General features: G+C 67.2%; 11 protein-coding genes. 3 read left to right on the forward strand and 8 right to left on the reverse strand.

Translation table 11 applies throughout. The features are described from left to right. Positions 1-322: 322 nt before the first annotated feature. The 6 genes from gyrB to rpsT form a co-directional block, all read right to left on the reverse strand. Positions 323-2,749, reverse strand: a complete 2,427-nt coding sequence (gene gyrB, locus AC07NC_RS15630; RefSeq protein ID WP_494570068.1) for a DNA topoisomerase (ATP-hydrolyzing) subunit B — start codon at positions 2,747-2,749, stop codon at positions 323-325. 144 nt (positions 2,750-2,893) lie between these two features. Continuing rightward, positions 2,894-4,027: a DNA replication/repair protein RecF gene (gene recF, locus AC07NC_RS15635; RefSeq protein WP_494570069.1), complete on the reverse strand. Its 1,134-nt coding sequence runs from the start codon at positions 4,025-4,027 to the stop codon at positions 2,894-2,896. After that, entirely contained in the window at positions 4,024-4,449 is a 426-nt protein-coding gene (locus AC07NC_RS15640; protein ID WP_494570070.1) for a hypothetical protein, read from the reverse strand. Before AC07NC_RS15640 ends, recF begins: the two co-directional genes overlap by 4 nt. Positions 4,450-4,479: 30 nt before the next feature. Further along, entirely contained in the window at positions 4,480-5,598 is a 1,119-nt protein-coding gene (gene dnaN / locus AC07NC_RS15645) for a DNA polymerase III subunit beta (protein WP_154726893.1), read from the reverse strand. Positions 5,599-5,749: 151 nt separating this feature from the next. After that, positions 5,750-7,189: a chromosomal replication initiator protein DnaA gene (dnaA, locus tag AC07NC_RS15650; protein ID WP_008258751.1), complete on the reverse strand. Its 1,440-nt coding sequence runs from the start codon at positions 7,187-7,189 to the stop codon at positions 5,750-5,752. A gap of 476 nt (positions 7,190-7,665) precedes the next feature. Then, on the reverse strand, positions 7,666-7,935 hold the full coding sequence (gene rpsT, locus AC07NC_RS15655; RefSeq protein ID WP_008262250.1) for a 30S ribosomal protein S20: 270 nt from the start codon (positions 7,933-7,935) through the stop codon (positions 7,666-7,668). A 196-nt stretch (positions 7,936-8,131) separates the two neighbouring features. Between rpsT and AC07NC_RS15660 the strand changes: the two genes are divergently transcribed. Further along, the gene (locus AC07NC_RS15660; RefSeq protein WP_494570071.1) at positions 8,132-10,648 is read left to right on the forward strand and encodes an ATP-binding protein; all 2,517 of its coding nucleotides are present in this window, start codon (positions 8,132-8,134) and stop codon (positions 10,646-10,648) included. A 32-nt stretch (positions 10,649-10,680) separates the two neighbouring features. Here the strand turns inward: AC07NC_RS15660 and AC07NC_RS15665 are convergent, their stop codons facing one another. Together AC07NC_RS15665 and AC07NC_RS15670 are read right to left on the reverse strand one after the other, a co-directional pair. After that, entirely contained in the window at positions 10,681-12,015 is a 1,335-nt protein-coding gene (locus AC07NC_RS15665; protein ID WP_494570072.1) for a sigma-54-dependent transcriptional regulator, read from the reverse strand. After that, positions 12,015-13,856, reverse strand: coding sequence for a sensor histidine kinase (locus AC07NC_RS15670; protein ID WP_494570073.1), 1,842 nt, complete (start codon positions 13,854-13,856; stop codon positions 12,015-12,017). Before AC07NC_RS15670 ends, AC07NC_RS15665 begins: the two co-directional genes overlap by 1 nt. Positions 13,857-14,098: 242 nt before the next feature. Between AC07NC_RS15670 and AC07NC_RS15675 the strand changes: the two genes are divergently transcribed. Both AC07NC_RS15675 and AC07NC_RS15680 read left to right on the forward strand, forming a co-directional pair. Further along, positions 14,099-15,454: a dicarboxylate/amino acid:cation symporter gene (locus tag AC07NC_RS15675; protein ID WP_494570074.1), complete on the forward strand. Its 1,356-nt coding sequence runs from the start codon at positions 14,099-14,101 to the stop codon at positions 15,452-15,454. A 135-nt stretch (positions 15,455-15,589) separates the two neighbouring features. Then, positions 15,590-16,990, forward strand: a complete 1,401-nt coding sequence (locus AC07NC_RS15680) for an OprO/OprP family phosphate-selective porin (RefSeq protein ID WP_494570075.1) — start codon at positions 15,590-15,592, stop codon at positions 16,988-16,990. The last annotated feature ends 41 nt before the right edge of the window (positions 16,991-17,031 follow it).

Raw genomic sequence — 17,031 nt, forward strand, 5'->3', positions numbered from 1 at the left:
ACACATGGCCGCTCCGACCAGGCTCAGCAGAACGTCAGATCAACCCTTGCCAACGGGGAGCCGTCCACACATGGCGCGATGTTGACTTAGCCAAGGCTCGAGAGAACTCGCGACACAGGAAGGCCAGCTCACGCTGGCCTTCGGTCACGCTTCGTGTCTGGGGTGGTCGAAGGTCACCGCTCCTCGCGCGCTTCAACGCATACGAGCCCGATCATCCGCGGGTGGGTGGCCCGCGGAAGATTCTCATTAATTATGACCCAGTTCTCATCTATTGTGGTCCGGGTCTCATCTGCAGTGACCCGGACCGCCGCCGCCGTCTTCCTTAGACGTCCACCGCCGCGTCCAGGGCGTTTTCCTGGATGAATTCGCGGCGGGGCTCGACCACGTCACCCATCAGTTTGGCGAACAGGTCGTTGGCGTCTTCCTCGTGCTCGACCGAGACCTGCAGCAGGGTGCGGGCGTTGGAGTCCAGCGTGGTCTCCCACAGCTGTTCCGGGTTCATTTCGCCCAGACCCTTGTAGCGCTGGATGGCCAGGCCCTTCTTGCCGGCGTCCAGCACCGCGTTCAGCAGGTCCAGCGGCCCGCGGATGGTGGTGGACTTTTCCTTGCGGCGATAGGTGGCCGGAGCGGAGAAGACGCCGTCGAAGGCGGCGGCGCGCTCGGCCAGACGACGCGCGTCCAGCGAACGCAGCAGGGTTTCTTCCAGCACGATGGTTTCCTGCACCGCGCGACGGGTGCGGGTGAAGACGACCGCGCCCTGTTCGCCCGGCGCGCCGGTCCAGTCGCCGTCGCCTTCTTCGGCATAGAGATTCAGACGCACGGCGGCCGCGGCTGAGGCCTGGGTCATGTCGGCGTTTTCGGCGAACAGGCCGGCCAGGGCCGCCTGTTCGATGGCGAAGGCGGGCGCGCGCTGGCTGAGGCGATCGACGCCGCCCTTGAAGGCCTTGGCCTCGCGCACCAGGGCCTGCAGGTCCAGACCCAGGCGACGCTCGCCGGTCGACAGGTCCAGCTCGGCCTCGGACGAGCCCTCCTCGATCAGATAGGCGTCCATCTCGGCCTGGTCTTTCAGGTAGCGAGACTGCTTGCCCTTGGAGACCTTATAGAGGGGCGGCTGGGCGATATAGACGTGGCCGCGCGTGATCAACTCGGACATCTGCCGATAGAAGAAGGTCAGCAGCAGGGTGCGGATGTGGGCGCCATCGACGTCGGCGTCCGCCATCAGGATGATCTTGTGATAGCGCAGCTTGTCGGCGTTGAAGTCGTCGCGGCCGATGCCGGTGCCGAGCGCCAGGATCAGGGTGCCGATCAGGTCCGACGACAGCATCCGGTCGAACCGCGCGCGTTCGACGTTCAGGATCTTGCCGCGCAGAGGCAGCACGGCCTGGTTCTCGCGGTTGCGCGCCTGTTTGGCCGAGCCGCCGGCGGAATCGCCCTCGACGATGAACAGTTCGGACTTGGCGGGATCGCGCTCCTGGCAGTCGGCCAGCTTGCCGGGCAGGCTGCTGATCTCCAGCGCCGACTTGCGGCGGGTCAGGTCGCGCGCCTTGCGGGCGGCTTCACGCGCGGACGCCGCCTCGATGATCTTGGCGACGACCTGTTTGGCCTCGACCGGGTGTTCCTCGAACCATTGGGCCAACCCCTCGGAGCACAGGGCCTCGACGGCCGGGCGCACTTCCGACGAGACCAGCTTGTCCTTGGTCTGGCTGCTGAACTTGGGATCCGGCACCTTGACCGACAGGACGCAGGTCAGGCCTTCGCGGGCGTCCTCGCCCGTGACGGAGACCTTCTCCTTCTTGCCGGCGCCCGAGCTCTCGATATAGCCGCCCATGACGCGCGTCAGGCTGGCGCGGAAGGCCGACAGGTGGGTGCCGCCATCCCGCTGGGGGATGTTGTTGGTGAAGCACAGCATGGTCTCGTGATAGGAGTCGTTCCACCACAGGGCGAGATCCAGCTCGATCCCTTCCTTCTTGCCGCGAATGACGATGACGTCCTTCAGGATCGGCGCCTTGGACTTGTCCAGGTGGCGCACGAAGGCCTCGACCCCGCCCTCGTAGTGCAGGATGGTTTCGGTCGGCTCGGCGCTGCGCTGGTCGGCCAGTTTGATGACCACGCCCGAGTTCAGGAAGGCCAGTTCCCGCAGCCGGTGTTCCAGCGTCTTCAGATCGAAGTCGATGTGGCTGAAGGTCGTGACCGACGGATAGAAGGTGACCTCGGTGCCGCTCAGCGGCTTGCCGGTGTCTTCGCGGATCGGGGCGTCGCCGGTGATCACCAGCGACTTGACCGTGTCGCCGCGCTCGAACCGCATCTGGTGCGCCTTGCCGTCGCGATAGATCTTCAGCTCCAGCCAGTCGGACAGGGCGTTGACCACCGACACGCCCACGCCGTGCAGGCCGCCCGAGACCTTGTAGGAGTTCTGGTCGAACTTACCGCCGGCGTGGAGCTGGGTCATGATGACCTCGGCCGCCGAGACGCCTTCGCCTTCGTGGATGCCGGTGGGAATGCCGCGGCCGTTGTCGGTCACGGTGACCGAGCCGTCGGCGTTCAGGATGACCTGAACCAGGTCGGCGTGGCCGGCCAGGGCCTCGTCGATGGCGTTGTCCACCACCTCATAGACCATGTGGTGCAGGCCGGAGCCGTCGTCCGTGTCGCCGATATACATGCCGGGACGTTTGCGCACCGCGTCCAGGCCTTTGAGAACCTTGATGGAATCGGCGCCGTATTCGGGCATTTCGGCAATCGGATCGGTCATGAAATCTGTAGCTCTGAAGTCCCGACCGGGACGGGGATTGAGCGCCGCGTCGGGCGCTCGAATCGACGACGGGATCGCACCGCATCGAAGCCCGCAACATATAGGAATTTCCGACGAAAAAGCGAGGAATTCCGTGCCGGAATCCTAGTCGCTCTCCAGCGCTCCGCCGGCGACGCGCACGAACTGCGCGCGGCCGTCCAGACCGGCGAACAGGCTGCGTTCGGTGCCGGTCATGAAGGCCTGGAGGTTCAGGGCGACGATCTCGTCGAACAGGGCGGCGCGACGGGCCTCGTCCAGGTGGGCGGGGGCCTCGTCCAGCAGCAGGACGGGGCGGGCGGCCCCGGCGGCGTCATGGTGCGCGAGGCGGCTGATCTGGGCCAGGATCAGGTTCAGGACCAGGGCCTTCTGCTCGCCGGACGAGCCCTCGGCGGCGGGGCGGTTCTTCTCGCGGTGCAGGGCGGTCAGGTCGGTGCGGTGCGGGCCGAACAGGGAGCGGCCGGCGGCGCCGTCGCGGGGGCGGGCGCGGGCCAGGCCGTCGCGGATCGTGGCGGCGATCTCGTCTTCTTCCGCCCCGGCCTCGGCCATCTGTTCGGCGGGACCGTCCAGACCCAGGTCGGCCTGGGGGAAGGGTCGGTCGCGGCGGGCGTCGATGGCGGCCTGGAGCGCGTGCAGGGCGGCGACGCGGGCCAGGGCCGCGCGGGCTCCGGCTTCGCCCAGCCGGGCCTCCAGGGCGTCCAGCCAGACGGGGTCGGCCTCGCGCCCGTCCTGTGCGTCGTTCAGCAGCCGCAAGCGTTCGCGCAGGGCTTTCTCATAGGCGGAGACGGCGGCGGCGTGGTCGGGATCGGCGGCGAACACCAGCCGGTCGAAGAATTTCAGCCGCTCGGCCCGGGCGTCGGAGAACAGTCGGTCCTGCTCGGGCGTGGCCCAGACGGGGCGCAGATAGTCCAGCAACCGGCCGGGCTGGGCCGTCTCGCCGTCGATACGGACGATGCGCCGCGCCGCGCCCGCCGTCTGGACCCCGGTGCCCAGCCGCGTCTCGTCGTCCAGTTCGACCATGACGGCCCAGGCGCGGCCCACCGCCTCGCCCGGCTCGCGCCGCCCCATCTCGGCGGCGGTCGCGCCCCGCAGCCCCTTGCCGGGGGTCAGCAGGCTGATCGCCTCCAGCAGATTGGTCTTGCCCGCCCCGTTCGGGCCGTGAAGCACCACCGGGCCGGAGGCGAGCTCCAGCCGTGCGCTCGCATAGGAGCGGAAGTCGGTGAGGGTGAGAGAGGTGATCAAGAGAGAACGGTGTCTTCGACCGATTTCTCGTCCTTTAGATAATTGAACATGCTTCTTGCGCGAATATGGACATACCCGCCGACGGCGATAAGCAAGAAGGAAGCCAAATTCTCAGTTGGCAAGCTCGCGGCACCCACATTTGGGGATTTAAATGTTTCAACTACTGGAAGCACAAAGCCTGCCGCAATCAATGCTAACGCAATCGAATTGAGTGTTGTGACCCAAAGCTTGATTTTTTCGTTAGCGATCTTGGCGTCATGTGAGGTAGTGGGGACGTATGATCGAATCTGATAGCCACAAGACTCGATCACCCACGCAAGTACGGTAGCCATTGTACCAAATACAATTCGCTCGACACCTAGGCGATCAAGGTGCGGCCTGAAAATAAGGATGAGTGCAAAAGCGACGGCGTAAATCGCCAATGCACTTCCGCCCATTCTCATCCTCATCCGTCACACCCGCAGCGGCATCAGCACATACTGCACGCCGGGATCGCCCGGATCGAGCACGAGCGTCGGCGAAGCCGGGTCGGCGAAGCGGAAGGCGGCGTTTTCGCCGGTGATCTGGCCGGCGACGTCTAGCAGGTAACGGGCGTTGAAGCCGATCTCGAACGGCTCGTCGGAATAGCCGATTTCGACCTCTTCCTCGGCCTGGCCGGCTTCCATGTTGCGGACGGTCAGCTTCACCCGGTCGTTGTCGAAGGCCAGTTTCACCGAACGGCTCTTCTCGGCCGAGATGGTGGCGACCCGGTCCACGGCCTTGGCGAACAGGGCGTTGTCGATATCGGCCTGTTTGTCATTGCCCTTGGGAATGACGCGCAGATAGTCGGGGAAGGCGCCGTCGATGACCTTGGACGTCAGGGACGCCTCACCCATCTGGAAGCGGATCTTCTGGGCCGAGACGGTGATCTCGACCGGGCCGGCGGCGTCGTCCAGCAGGCGGCGGACCTGATCCACCGTCTTGCGCGGCACGATGACGCCGGGGCCGCCGGCCGCGCCCTCGGGCGCCGGGGTCTCGGCCAGGGCCAGGCGGTGGCCGTCGGTGGCCACGGCGCGCAGCAGGGCGACGCCGGCCTCGGCCACCGTGTGCAGGTACAGGCCGTTCAGATAATAGCGGGTCTCTTCGGTCGAGACGGCGAACCGGGTCTTGTCGATCAGCCGCGCCAGGTCTTCCTTGGGCATGACATAGGAGGCGCCGGCGCTGTCGGTGGACATGATGGGGAAGTCGCCGGCCGGCAGGACCGGCAGGTTGAAGCGCGACCGGCCGGCCGAAACCACCAGCCGGGGATCGTCGCCCGAATAGAGCAGCGACACCTCGGCGCCTTCCGGCAGCTTGCGCACGATTTCGTACAGGGTGTGGGCGGGGGCGGTGATCTGGCCCTCGACGTTCACCGTCGCCTCGGCCTCGTCCACCATCTCCATGTCCAGATCGGTGGCCGCGAAGGCCAACCGGTCCCGGCCCGCGCTGAGCAGGACGTTGGACAGGATCGGGATGGTGTTTCGGCGTTCGACGACGCTCTGCACATGGCCCAGGGCCTTCAGGAGCGCGGATCGTTCGATGGTCAGTTGCATGTCGTCTCGCCCGGATGCGGCGACTCAGGCTGGAGCGCCGCGATAGAGGGCCTTGGACACTAGCGGATTGGGCGCAAGGAGCAAGGAAGGCGACGGAAGCCGTTCACAGATTTCTGTTTCTCCCGCCCCCTTCCTGGGGGAGGGAGATTGTTCAGCCGCGCAGCTTGCGGGTCAGGGCCTCGACGTCGCGGGCGATCTGGTCGTCCTGGGCCATCAGCTCCTCGATCTTGCGCACGCCGTGCAGGACGGTGGTGTGATCGCGTCCGCCGAAGCGACGGCCGATGTCGGGATAGGAGCGGGTCGTGTGCTGCTTGCACAGATACATGGCCATCTGGCGCGGGCGGGCCACCGAACGGGTGCGGCGCTCGCTCAGCAGGTCGGCCTGTTTCAGGTTGAAGTGGTCGGCCACCGTCTTCTGGATCTCGTCCACGGTGATGCGGCGCTCGGGGCCGCCGCGCAGGGCGGCGCCCAGCAGGATCGAGGCCTCGTCCACCGAGACGGTCGCCAGACGCGAACCGGCGGCGGCGGCCAGGGTGTTCACGGCGCCCTCAAGCTCGCGCATCGAGCCCGGCGTGCGATCCACCAGCTGGGCCAGCACCTCGGGCGCGGCCTCGCCCTGGACGACGCCCAGGGCCGACAGGGCCTTCAGACGGTTCTGGGCGACAGCGATCTTCAGTTCGCGGTCGCCCGCCTCGACCGGGCAGGTCAGGCCGGCGGCCAGGTGGCTGCGCAGGCGCGGCTCGACCTCGGTCAGGGCCATGGGCGCGCGGTCGGCCGAGAAGACGATCCGTTTGCCGTCCTCGATCAGGGCGGTCAGGGTCGAAAGCAGTTCTTCCTGGGTCGAGGTCTTGCCGCCGACGAACTGAACGTCGTCCAGCAGCAGCATGTCGGCCGAGCGCAGGCTCTCCTTGAAGGCGGCGGTCGAACGGTCCTGCATCGCCTTGACGAAGGTCGACAGGAAGCGTTCGGCGGTCAGATAGACCACCTTGGCCTCGGGTCGCAGACGCTGGGCCTCCCAGGCGATGGCGTTCAGCAGGTGGGTCTTGCCGTAGCCGTAGGGGCCGCAGAAGAAGACCGGGTTGAAATGGCCGTCGGCCCAGCTGGCCACCTGTTTGGCGATGGCCAGGGCGAAGGCGTTGCCCTGGCCCTCCACGAAGCTGTCGAAGGTCAGGCGGTCCTGAAGGCCGGCGGCGCGCACGGCGCGGGCGCCGTCGGCGATGGGGGGCACGGTCGGGCTGGCGAAGGCCGCCAGACGCGGGGTGGCGTCCAGGACATTGCCCGCGATCACGGCCGAGGCCGGAGGGGCCGAGCCCACCTCGGCGCGGCAGCGCACGTCCAGGCGGCGGTTCAGGCCGTCCAGGCCCAGCCACAGCTCGTTCATGCGACGCAGGGCGTTCTTGCGGACCCAGTCTCGGGCATAGGCGGTGGGGGTGACCAGGATCAGCTGGCCGGAGGAATCCACGCGAACGGCGGAAGGGGCGATGTAGGACGAGAAGGGGCCGTCGCCGATCTCGGCGCGCAGGCGCACCGAAGCCTCATTCCAGATGCGATCCGGATCCGTCATGTTCGATCCGTTCACGCCGCCCGCCATCGCCGTCGCACCCCCAACCATTGTTCAGCCACCCGCTTCAAAAAACCATTCGACCTTCGGCACTTCAGGGCGACGGTTCAGGGACGACTTCTCCTGCCCCGAAAAGCGATGCTTTTCGGGCGGGGCCGAGCTCCTGGACAGACATCTCCCGCCAACGCGAAACTATCGTCCCGCGCCGTCTTCATCCGTGTTGGGATGGAAGTGCGTTAGAGGCCAAAACTTACGCTGCGAGCCGGTTGGGTCAACGCTGATTCGTTGGTCGATTCGCAGTTAAATTGTTTGACTCCGTCAAACGCTAATCCTGCTTGAGGAATTCGCCTTCCAGGCGCCCCGAAGTCCGTATTCCTGCGTAGAGAGGGTTAACGGCCAAACGCAAAACGGCGAAGGAGCATATGCCCCTTCGCCGTTGAAAAGTCTGCAAAATCCCGTAACGGAACAGCGACAGCCGTTCCGTGCCCGGGAAATCCATAAAGGATTTAGGCGGCCGACAGCTTCTTCAGCTGGGCGGCCAGACGCGACACCTTGCGCGAGCCGGTGTTCTTGTGAACGACGCCCTTGGAGACGGCGCGCATCAGCTCGGATTGGGCTTCCACGAAGGCGGTCTTGGCGGCCGTGGCGTCGCCGCCGGCCAGAGCTTCTTGGAACTTGCGCAGATAGGTGCGGACGCGCGAACGGCGCGCCTTGTTCACTTCGGTCCGCGCTTCGATCTTGCGGATCGCCTTGCGGGCGCCGGGGTTGTTAGCCATTTCAAACCTTCGAACGGAAAACGCCGCGGAGCACACGTCCACGGCGCGGAAATCTCAAGAGGGCGGGCCTATAGCCGAAAGCCCGGAGGTGGTCAACGCGCAGTTCCGACAAAGATCAGGTGAGGTGCAACCCGCACCGGGTCGATAAACCTTATTCAACCAAAACATGGCAGCTTCCGATCAGATCGGAAGCCGTATGCCTATAAAAGCCGCAGCCTTTGCCCTCGCCCTCGTCCTGTCGGCGTTTTTCGTACAGGACGTCTCAGCTCAGCCTGCGGCGCAATCGCGGACGCCCCTTCAACTGGCAGAGGCTGTCGAACGGAGGGCCGGGACGACGGATTTCAGGGCGCTCGAGGCGTTCGGCCGCGAGGCGATACGCCGTAACGACCGCGAAGGTCTGCAACGCCTCTATCATGTCGCCTGGATATTTCTGAACCAGGGCGAGTTCGACACGGCCAGGATCTGGAACGACCGGCTCATGGAAGGCGCGCGTCACCAGGGCTCCCACCGCTATATCCAGATCGCCCGGCTGAACGCCCTGGCCCTGCGGTACGACGAGGGCGAGACGGCCGCCGCCGACGAGATGCGCCGGCTCGCGTCGATGGAGCCCGACTGGTTCGCGCGCACGCACGCCACCCGACTGTGGGCGCTGGCCCTGATGGATCGCGATCAGATCGGCGAAGGGCTGAAGCTGCTGACCGACGCCGACGCCTTGATCCCCGAGGGCGACGCCTATGCGCGGATTGCGCAGGCCGGCCTGTGGGAAATGACCGGCATCGGCCTGATGAGGCTGAACGACATCGATGGGGCCACCGCCGCCTTCGGGCGGTTCGAGATCGACTTGGCCAATCCGGACTATCCCCGGCCGGACTTCGACGCCGTCTACAATCTGGCCCGGCTATCGACCCAATTGGGCGATGTCGAACAGGCGAAGCGCCTGTATCAGGTTCATCACCGGCTGACGCTGCGCGCAGGCCTGCCCAGCCTGGGGGTCTATGACGCCCGCCTGTGCGCCATGGTGGCCCAGGCCGCAGAGGCGCCGCGGGACGTGCTGCGATGTCTGGCGCCCTATGGCGAGAACCTGGGGGACGCCTCCTTCCTGGCGACGCAATTGCTGCCGGCTCGCGCCATCGCCCGCGCCCAGACCGGACAGATCGAGTCCGCGCGGCGCGACCTTGCGCAAATCCGCCGTCGCATCACCGTAGACCGCTACCGAGAGGAAGCGCGGCTGGAGGTGGCGCATGTCGAGGCCGAGATCCTGTTCGCCGAGGGCCGGGCTGCGGAAGCCTACGTCAAGCTTCGCGCCTACAACAGCGCCGAGCGCGTCGCCGAAGCCCGCGTCTTCAGCGGAGGGATCCGCCAGGTCACCGGCGACATGCAGCACAAGCTGACCGAACGTCGCGCCCAGTTGGAGACCGCGCGCTCGAACACAAGATTGCAGGGCTTGATCCTGACCATCGCCGCAATCTTCATCCTGTCGGCCTTGGCCGCCCTGTTGTGGATGGGAAGCCAGGCCCGGGATCTGCGCATCGCCCGTCGCCGCGCGGAAGAAGCCAGCCGGTCCAAGTCGGAATTCCTGGCGAATATGAGCCACGAGATCCGCACGCCCCTGAACGGGGTCGTGGCCATGGCCGACGCCTTGTCGCGCGCCGGGCTGGAGCCGCGTGAACGCGAGATGGTCGAAGTGATCCGGTCCTCGGCCGTGACCCTGGAACGGCTGCTGTCCGACATTCTGGACACGTCCAAGATCGAGGCGGGCCAGATCGTTCTGGAACGGTCGGTCTTTGATCTGGGCGACACGGTGCGCGGCGCGGCGGCCCTCTACCGGCCGCGCGCCGATGAAAAGGGCGTCGCCCTGCGGGTTGAGGTCGAGCCGACCATCGAAGGCGCCGTCGAGGGCGACGTGGTCCGGGTGCGCCAGGTCCTGTCTAACCTGATCTCCAACGCCTTGAAGTTCACCGAAACGGGATCCGTCGTCGTCACCGCCGTCGCGGTGGATGAAGATCGGGTCCGGTTCACGGTGAGCGACACCGGCTGCGGCTTTGATGCGGGCCAGAAGGGGCGGATCTTCAATCGCTTCCAGCAGGCCGACGGCTCCATTACCCGCCGGTTCGGCGGCACGGGCCTGGGCCTGGCCATTTCGCGAGACCTGGTCGCGCTGATGGGCGGCGTGCTGGATTGCGACGGCCGGCCGGACGAGGGCGCCGACTTCTGGTTCGAAATCCCACTGACCAGGGTGGGGGGCGTCCAGTCGCCATCCGCGCCCTTCGGACCGAGCGACGCCGACGAGACCGACGCGCGCGCCTTCCCTGCGCGGATCCTGCTGGCCGACGATCATCCGGCGAACCGCAAGGTCGTCGAGATCATGCTGGCCGACATGCCGACCGAACTGGTGGCGGTCGAGGACGGGCGGCAGGCCGTGGAGGCCTTCCGAAAGGGCGGCTTCGACCTGGTGCTGATGGACATGCAGATGCCGGTGATGGACGGCCTGACGGCCACCGCCGCCATTCGCGCCCTGGAGACCGGGGAGAACCGCGTGCGCACGCCGATCATCATGCTGACCGCCAACGCCCTGCCCGACCATGTGGAAGCGGGGCGGGTTGCAGGCGCAGACGGCCACCTGTCCAAGCCGATCACCCTGGTCGGCCTGCTCGACGGCGTGGCGGCGGCCCTGGCTGCGGCTGAACGGCGGGAAAACCCCGTCGCTGCTTGAGGGGGGCTGCTTGAGGGGGCGCCGCTTGAGGGTCAGGCGCGGAAGTCGGCGGGTTTCAGTCCGTGGCGCTGCAGCTTGTCGTACAGGGTCTTGCGCGGAATCCGCATCTCTTCCAGCACCGAGACGATGTCGCCCCTATGGGTCTGCAGCGCGCCGCGCAGCAGTTCGCCCTCGAAACGATGCATCCGGTCCGGCAGGCTCAGATCGGCCTCGGCGCCGCCGGACCCCTCGTCCAGGCTCAGGACGACGCGTTCGGCGAAATGGGCCAGTTCGCGGATATTGCCGGGCCAGTCCTCTTCCAGCAGACGGCGGCGGACGCCGTCGGTCACGCTCGGCGGCTCGACGCCGTGGCGGTCTGCGGCGCGACGCAGGAAATGGGCGAACAGCAGGGGGATGTCCTCGCGCCGCTCACGCAGCGGCGGCACGCGCAGCCGCACCACGTTCAGGCGATAATAGAGATCTTCGCGGAAATCGCCGCGTCGCGCCGCCTCGCTGAGGTCGATCTTGGCCGAGGCGAGGATGCGCAGGTCCAGCACCCGGGGCTCATTGGCGCCGATCGGATGGATCTCCCGCTCCTCCAGCACCCGCAGCATCTTGACCTGGACCGCCAGGGGCATGCTCTCGACCTCGTCGAGAAACAGCGAGCCGTTGTGGGCGCGCTCCACATGCCCGACCCGTCGCCGCATGGCCCCGGCGAAGGCGCCCAGTTCATGCCCGAACAGTTCGCTCTCGATCAGGCCGTCGGGCAGGGCGCCGCAGTTGACCGCGACGAAGGGCGCCAGCCGGCGCCGGCCTCCATTGTGCAGGGCGCGCGCGACCGCCTCCTTGCCGACCCCGGTCTCGCCTTCGATCAGCACGTCCATTCGGGCGTCGGCGATCTGGGCGATGGTGGCCCGCAGCGCCGTGATGGCGCGCGACGATCCGGCCAGCGGCAGTTCGTGCCCGCCTTCGGCGGCCATGGCGACCAGGCGGCGGTTCTCCAGCACCAGACTGCGCTTCTCCAGCGCCCGGTTCAGGCTGTCCTGCAGCCGCTCGAACGGAAAGGGCTTGGCGACGAAGTCATAGGCGCCGTCGTGCATGGCGGCCACGGCGTCGGCGATGTCGCCGTGGCCGGTGATCATGATGACCGGCAGACTCGGGTCCAGGGCCTGCAGCCGCGTCAGCAACTGGCGGCCGTCCATGCCCGGCATCCTCAGGTCGGTCACGACCACGCCCGGGAAGTCTGCGTCCAGCGCCTTCAGGGCGGGCTCGGCCGCCGTGAAGGCGCGCACCTCCAGTCCTTCAAGCGTCAGGCGTTCGACCAGGGCCTGGCGAAAGTCGGCGTCGTCCTCGATCAGGGCGACGGTCTGCGGCAGGGGCGGGCGCATCAGGCGGCCTTCAGGACGGCGACGAAGGTCGCGCCCCGTTCGGCGGGGACCAGATCCAGCTCGCCCCCGAAACTGGCGACGATGTCGCGGCAGATGACCAGCCCCAGGCCCAGGCCGTTGGCGCGGGTGGTGACGAAGGGCGTGAACAGCTGACGCGCCACATCGGGCGCCACGCCGGGCCCGTTGTCGGCGAAGATCAGCCGCACCCGCTCGCCGTCGCGCGCCACGGTCAGGGTCAGGCGGGCGTCGGTCTGACCTTCCATGGCCTCGGCGGCGTTCTTGATCAGATTGACGATGACCTGTTCCAGACGGAACTGGTCGGCGCGGACCTGCACGTCGCCGTCGCCGATCCGCTCCAGTCTGACCCCGCGTTCCTCCACCCGCCCGCGCGTCAGTTCCAGCCCGCCCTGGATGGCGTCCTCCAGCCAGATGGCGTCGATGGTCGGCGTGGCCTTGCGTGAGAACAGCCGCAGATCCTGGGTGATGGCGCCGATCCGTTTGGTCAGACCGCCGATGCGCTGAAGCACGTCTCCGACCTTGTCGGGCTGGTCGCGGCTCAGCAACAGTTTCGCGGTCTCTGCATAGGTCCGGATGGCGGCGACGGGCTGGTTGATCTCGTGCGCCACGCTGGCGACGATCTGGCCCAGGGCGGCCAGCTTGCTGGCCTGCACCAGTTCGTCGCGCAGCAGCTCCCGCGCGGCCTCGGCGCGGCGGCGCTCCTCGATCTGGCGGTTCAGGGCCAGATTGGCGTCGTGCAGTTCGCGGGTGCGTTCGTGGATGCGGCGCTCCAGCTCCAGCCGGCCTTCTTCCTCCGCCTGAGCCTTGGCGCGGGCCAGATGACGCCGGCGCAGCAGCACGGCCACGCCCAGGGCCAGAAGGCTGGTGATCAACAGGGCCAGGCCGCGCGCGCCCGCCACCGCCGCCCCGATCACCCCCCGTTCGGGCGTCAGCAGATGCAGGGTCCAGCCGGGCGCGGCCGTATCCGTCTCCGAATGCACCCATGTCTGCGGACGGCCGTCGCCGACGGCCGTCCGCACCAGCCGGGGCCGGTCGCCGTTCGGCGTCCGGAAGGGCAGGGGGGACAGGGCGCCGGGGTGGAGGGTGAGGTCGGTCAGGCTGAGGCGACGCCGTCGCTCGTCCATCGGTTCGGTCGAGCGGAAGCGCCATTCCGGGATGCTGGTGACCAGGACGACGCCGCCGGGATCCGCCACCCAGGCGGGCTCGCCCGAGCCGCGCCATTCGGCCTCCAGGTCGTCGAACTCGACCTTCAGCACAACCACGCCCAGGGGCGCGCCGTCCGCCGAGTCCACACGGCGCGACAGATAGAGGCCGGGTCGGCCGCTGCGGGTGCCCAGGGCGTAGAACTCGCCTTCGGCGTCGCGCATCGCATTGATGAAATAGGGCCGGAACTCGTAGCGCGAACCGACGAAACTGGTCGAGGCCCGCCAGTTGCTGGACGCCAGGGTCAGGCCCCGCGCGTCCAGCACATAGATGACGGCGGCGCGGGTCTGGGTCGCCAGCCGCTCCAGCTTGCGGTCCACCCCGTTCACGGCCTGGGCGCTGGGCGTGGTCAGCAGGGCGGCCACATCGGGATCGCCGGCCAGGACGATGGGGATGGCGCGCTGCTTGTCCAGTTCGCTGCGCAGCACGGCAGCGTGCAGGGCGGCGCCGGCCGTCGCCTGGCGTTCCAGTTCGCCGGTCGCATCGCGCCGCGCGGCCTCGCCCGCGACGCCCGCCAGCACGGCGCTCGCCGCCAGCCAGCCAAGCGTCAGCAGGATCCAGGGCTGTCGAGCGATACTCGAAAGTCCTTCGATAGTCAGGGGCGGCGATGAACGAGTCATGCGCCTATCTGTGCGACATTTCGCACGACTAGGCCATCGTCTTGTGCGTCCAGCCGCACTGTCGATCCCGATTCTGGGAGGATCGCTAGGATATTTTATTGAAAAAACAGCCTTCTAGATCATCTTTCGAAGGGGTTTGGAAGCGGCTTCACCCTGCCGGACACTGGACCTCGGAGCCTCGCCGCAGACGTGGGGCCCGTCGAGGAAACCGCGGGATGGTCCCGCAGTGACAGGAGCCTTCCGTGATCGCGCTTCCCTCCACCGCAGAACCGGCCGTGCGTCGGCCCTTTTACCGGCATCTGTATTTCCAGGTTCTGACCGCCATCGTGGCCGGCGCGATCATCGGCCATTTCTGGCCCAGCTTCGGCGAAAGCCTCAAGCCGCTGGGCGACGCCTTCATCAAGCTGGTGAAGATGATCATCGCCCCGGTCATCTTCCTGACCATCGTCACCGGCATCGCCGGCATGAGCGACCTCGGCCGCGTGGGGCGCGTGGCGGCCAAGGCCTTCGCCTATTTCCTGACCTTCTCGACCCTGGCCCTGATCGTCGGCCTGATCATCGCCAACCTGGTCCAGCCGGGACGCGGCCTGAACATCGATCCGGCCACCCTGGATGTCGGCGCCGTCGCCAAATATTCGGAACAGGCGCATGAGACGACCATCACCGGCTTCCTGATGGGCATCATCCCGGACACGATGGTTTCCGCCTTCTCCGAGGGCAATATCCTTCAGGTCCTGTTCGTCTCGGTCCTGTTCGGCCTGGCCCTGGCCCTGGTCGGCGATGTGGGCAAGCCGGTGCTGAGCTTTCTGGAATCGATCAGCCACGCCTTCTTCAAGCTGGTGGCCATCCTGATGAAGGCCGCGCCCATCGGGGCCTTTGGCGCCTTCGCCTTCACCATCGGCAAATATGGGATCGGCTCCATCGCCAATCTGGCCGTGCTGGTCGCCACCTTCTACCTCACCGCCGTCATCTTCGTGGTCGGCATCCTGGGCCTGGTCGCCTGGGCCAACGGCTTCAACATCCTGAAGCTGATCCGCTATCTGAAGGAGGAACTGCTGCTGGTCCTGGGCACCTCCTCGTCGGAAGCCGCCCTGCCGTCGTTGCTCAGCAAGATGGAACGCGCCGGCGCCTCCAAGTCGGTCGTCGGTTTGGTCGTCCCGACCGGCTATTCGTTCAATCTGGACGGCACCAACATCTACATGACCATGGCGGCCCTGTTCATCGCCCAGGCCCTGAACATCGAGCTGACCCTGCAGCAACAGATCCTGCTTCTGCTGGTCGCCATGCTGTCCTCCAAGGGGGCGGCCGGCATCACCGGCGCCGGCTTCATCACCCTGGCGGCGACCCTGTCGGTGGTTCCTACCGTTCCGGTCGCGGGCATGGCCCTGATCCTGGGCATCGACCGGTTCATGAGCGAGTGCCGGGCCCTGACCAACTTCATCGGCAACGCCGTGGCCACCATCGTCGTCGCCCGATGGGAGGGCGAACTGGACCGGGACGCCTTGCACGCGGCCTTGAACGGTCCGTCGCAGCCGATCGCGGCCCAGCCCGATCCGGCGGCCGGCCCCGGTGACAAAGAGCTGGTCACCGCCGACTGAGTTCCTTCCTGCACAGGCGCCGTCGCGAAAGCGCGGCGCCTGTACTGCATCCGGCGCCTTGCCCAACGCTGATACGCATTTCTGCTTATAGCCATTTGGGCCTTCCTTAACAGTCGCACCCTATGAGCGTTATTCATGATTATTCACCGTTCCCTCGCAGCGGGTGTCGGCCTCGCCGCGCTCGCCACCTCCGCCTTCGCCCAGTCGTCAACGCCGACGGCGGAAGAAATCGCCGCCCTGCGCGCCCAGGTGCAGGCCCTGTCCGCGCGCCTCGAACAGCTTGAGGCCCAGTCGCAGGTCCAGGCTCAGACGGCCGCCGCCGCGCCCGCCGCCGCGGGAACGCCGGCGCCGGTCGCCGCCGCCGCGCCGCGCCCGGTCGTCCAGGCCGCCAGCGCGCCCTCCAGCGTCGACTGGTCGAGCGGCCTTCCCGAACTGCGCAGCCCGGACGGCGGCTTCACCTTCAAGCCGCGCATCCGCGTCACCGCCGACCTGTCCAACACCTTCGGTTCGGACTTCGACGGCCGCAACCTGACCACCACCGAACTGCGCGGCCTGCGCCTGGGCGCCCAGGGCAAGACCCCCGGGGGCTTCAGCTACTGGATCGAAGGCGACATCGCCGACAACGCGATGAGCGTCGCCAACGCCTTCATCGCCTATAGCCGCAAAGTGGGCGGCCGCGATCTTGAGGTGTCCGTCGGCCAACGTCTGAACGACCGCTGTTTCGAATGCGGCACGGCCGAGGATGTGGTTCCGTTCCTGGAGCGCAGCATGGCGATCTCGACGGTGGGGCCGGAGCGCGGCTCCTACGGCGTCGGAGTGACCTCCAAGCTGATCGGCAGCGTCTGGCACGCCTCGTTGTCATTGACCGGCGACGCGATCAGCAGCGGCACGACGAATGACTCCGTCACCCTGATGGGCCGCACCCACTGGTCGCCCTTCAAGACCGACGACGGCTTCCTGCACATCGGCGGCTGGGGCTTTATCGAGGATCTGACGCCCAATGCTTCGGTGGCTTCGCGCAGCCTGGTGGTCTCGTCGCGCGGTAACGACAATCTGCGTCTCTCGGCCGGAACCTATGCCGATCCGAAGGGCAGCAAGGGCCTGGGGCTGGAGCTGGGCGGGGTGCATCGCTCGGGCTGGCTGATGGCCGAAGGCGGCCGGCGTGTGCTGGAGACCGCCGCGCGGGACTTCGACCAGGACGGCTATAGCATTTCGGCGGGCTTCTTCATCACCGGCGAGAAGCCGCCCCTTTCGCCCCGTACCGGCACCTGGGCGCGTCCCAAGGTGCTGAAGCCGCTGGGCGTCGATGGTTACGGCGCGGTCGAAATCGTCGGCCGCTATGACACCGCCGACTACAGCGACAACCCGACCGGGGGGGAAGCCGACACCTGGCTGTTGGGCGTCAACTGGTATCCGACGAACAACACCCGCGTCTCCACCCACTGGAGCGCCTGGTCGGTCGATAACCGCACCGGGACCTTCGTCGGCGACGACAGCGGCAACACCGCCACCGTCCGCGTCCAGACCGCCTTCTAGACCTAATCCGCCCGGAACGGTCCGCCGTTCCGGGCTTGCGC

The organism is Brevundimonas sp. GW821-FHT10A07 (assembly GCF_059415785.1).

Excerpts from the sequence above, each read along its gene's own strand:
- gyrB (WP_494570068.1), bottom strand. The coding sequence starts at position 2,749 with ATGACCGATCCGATTGCCGAAATGCCCGAATACGGCGCCGATTCCATC.
- dnaA (WP_008258751.1), bottom strand. The coding sequence starts at position 7,189 with ATGGCGGGCGGCGTGAACGGATCGAACATGACGGATCCGGATCGCATC.
- rpsT (WP_008262250.1), bottom strand. The coding sequence starts at position 7,935 with ATGGCTAACAACCCCGGCGCCCGCAAGGCGATCCGCAAGATCGAAGCG.
- AC07NC_RS15670 (WP_494570073.1), bottom strand. The coding sequence starts at position 13,856 with ATGACTCGTTCATCGCCGCCCCTGACTATCGAAGGACTTTCGAGTATC.
- AC07NC_RS15660 (WP_494570071.1), top strand. The coding sequence starts at position 8,132 with ATGCCTATAAAAGCCGCAGCCTTTGCCCTCGCCCTCGTCCTGTCGGCG.
- dnaN (WP_154726893.1), bottom strand. The coding sequence starts at position 5,598 with ATGCAACTGACCATCGAACGATCCGCGCTCCTGAAGGCCCTGGGCCAT.
- AC07NC_RS15665 (WP_494570072.1), bottom strand. The coding sequence starts at position 12,015 with ATGCGCCCGCCCCTGCCGCAGACCGTCGCCCTGATCGAGGACGACGCC.
- AC07NC_RS15680 (WP_494570075.1), top strand. The coding sequence starts at position 15,590 with ATGATTATTCACCGTTCCCTCGCAGCGGGTGTCGGCCTCGCCGCGCTC.